1 protein-coding gene is annotated in these 646 nt (G+C 71.1%); it reads left to right on the plus strand.

All coding sequences use genetic code 11. The annotated features are described in order from the left end of the window. A partial coding sequence (locus LPA54_RS34750; RefSeq protein ID WP_267487957.1) for a helicase-related protein occupies positions 1-498 on the plus strand: 498 nt, incomplete at its 5' end. Positions 499-646: the final 148 nt, after the last annotated feature.

Genomic DNA, 646 nt, shown 5'->3' on the forward strand with positions numbered 1-646 from the left:
GAGGAGAAGTACCGCTTCTGCTCGACGACCGCCACCAAGCAGCGGGTCACGGAGGCGATCGTCCGCCGCTTCGCGGGCCAGCAGATCCTCGTCATCGGCCAGTACATCGACCAGCTCGACGAGCTCGGCGAGCACCTGGACGCCCCGGTCATCAAGGGCGAGACGTCCAACGCCCAGCGGGAGAAGCTGTTCGAGGCGTTCCGGCAGGGCGAGCTGAGCGTGCTGGTGGTGTCGAAGGTCGCGAACTTCTCCATCGACCTGCCGGAGGCGACGGTCGCCATCCAGGTGTCCGGCACCTTCGGCTCCCGCCAGGAGGAGGCGCAGCGGCTGGGCCGTGTGCTGCGGCCGAAGGCGGACGGCCACCAGGCGCACTTCTACTCCGTGGTCGCCCGCGACACCATCGACCAGGACTTCGCGGCGCACCGCCAGCGGTTCCTGGCCGAGCAGGGCTACGCCTACCGGATCGTCGACGCGGACGAGCTGCTCGCGGGGAGCTGAATGCCTCCCGGCGCGCGCCGCCGCGTGGGACGGGCCGTCACCCTTCGGGCAGGTTGAACACCAGCGCGATCACGGTCAGCCAGGGCAGCAGCGACAGCGCCGCCAGCCAGACGCGCGGCACCGCCCAGCGGCGGGTCCTGGGCAGCAG

Source organism: Streptomyces sp. DH12, from assembly GCF_020873895.1.
In the GTDB taxonomy this organism is placed as follows: domain Bacteria; phylum Actinomycetota; class Actinomycetes; order Streptomycetales; family Streptomycetaceae; genus Streptomyces.